Origin of the sequence: Bacillus sp. GMs2/2, assembly GCF_050172095.1 — a bacterium.
GTDB classification, from domain to species: domain Bacteria; phylum Bacillota; class Bacilli; order Bacillales; family Bacillaceae_G; genus Bacillus_A; species Bacillus_A cereus.
In genome coordinates this window covers 1-1,261 of record NZ_JBNLYE010000699.1, presented here as the reverse complement: position 1 = coordinate 1,261, position 1,261 = coordinate 1, and the positions used below count along the sequence as shown (strand labels likewise).

The window sequence follows — 1,261 nt, the reverse complement described above, 5'->3', positions numbered from 1 at the left end:
AACTTCCCTGGTTTTAACATTTCTTTACTTTTAGGTTCTTTCCTAGAATTTTTAATATGTGGTGGACTTCTCTTTCTATTGTCTTCACCTATTGTGCTACTAACTCTTGTAATGAAGAGCTATGTACCACCCATTATATTAACAGTCATTATTACAATGACTAATCTTATGCTCGTAAACTCCAAGCATAAAGATTTATTTCCGTGGACCGCTACTCTAGATATCGCAAATAACGAATTACAACCGACATATCCACCAGAGTATTCTTATATCATCATTGCAGTAACGACAATTTCCGGATTTATTGCAACACTATTCTATTTTAAAAAAGTAGACATTCATTAATGTATAGGAGTGAAACTATGAGCGATATCATTATTGCCTTCATACTCGGTATTGTAGAAGGATTAGCTGAATTTTTACCTATATCTTCTACTGGCCACCTTATATTAGTCGGGCATTTATTAGGCTTTGAGGGAGAAAGAGCAAAAACGTTTGAAATTGTTATTCAGCTAGGCGCAATTTTAGCTATTGCAATTTTATATCATAAACGTCTCGTTTCTTTATGTAATATTAAACCTCTTATACAGAAAGAAAAAAAATTCAACGCGTTCCATGTATTTCTTGGCGTATTTCCGGCAGTGGTTGCTGGTTTGCTACTACATGATATTATTAAAACATACTTATTCCAGCCATACACTGTTGTGATTGGACTTGTAGCAGGGGCAATTCTTATGATCTTTGCAGAAGTAAAAAAGAAAGAGGCAGCAGCCTATTCACTGGACGATTTAACATACCGCCAAGCTTTAACAATCGGATTATTTCAGTGCTTAGCGGTATACCCTGGCTTCTCTAGAGCTGGCTCTACTATCTCTGGAGGTCTATTAGCAAAAGTAAATTATAAGACTGCATCTGAATTCTCTTTTCTAATAGCTCTTCCTGTAATGATTGGGGCAACAGGCTTAGACTTACTAAAAAGTTGGAAGTATTTAAGTGTCGATGACATCCCTATGTTTGCGGTAGGATTCATTACCTCTTTTATAGTAGCGATGCTAGCGGTAGTAACTTTTCTAAAGCTTTTAGAGAAGATAGGTTTAAAACCTTTTGCGTACTATCGTATTTTGTTGGCTATCTTATTTACGCTTTTCGTATTGCTATAGATTCATATAAGTCACATATTATTAAACTGATATTCAATTTAGAATATCAGTTTTTTCATCTATTTTAACTCTAGTATTACTCACTTCAATATGGCATAGTG

2 protein-coding genes are annotated in these 1,261 nt (G+C 34.6%); both read left to right on the top strand.

Going from position 1 to position 1,261, the window contains the following annotated elements:
* Positions 1–345, top strand: a 345-nt coding sequence (locus ACQGS6_RS28785; protein WP_426966052.1) for an ABC transporter permease, incomplete at its 5' end; no start/stop codon positions are given.
* A gap of 17 nt (positions 346–362) precedes the next feature.
* The gene (gene uppP, locus ACQGS6_RS28780) at positions 363–1,160 is read left to right on the top strand and encodes an undecaprenyl-diphosphate phosphatase UppP (protein WP_001279957.1); all 798 of its coding nucleotides are present in this window, start codon (positions 363–365) and stop codon (positions 1,158–1,160) included.
* Positions 1,161–1,261: the final 101 nt, after the last annotated feature.

What these genes read in the sequence shown, in the direction of transcription:
- uppP (WP_001279957.1), top strand. Translation starts at nt 363, where the DNA reads ATGAGCGATATCATTATTGCCTTCATACTCGGTATTGTAGAAGGATTA.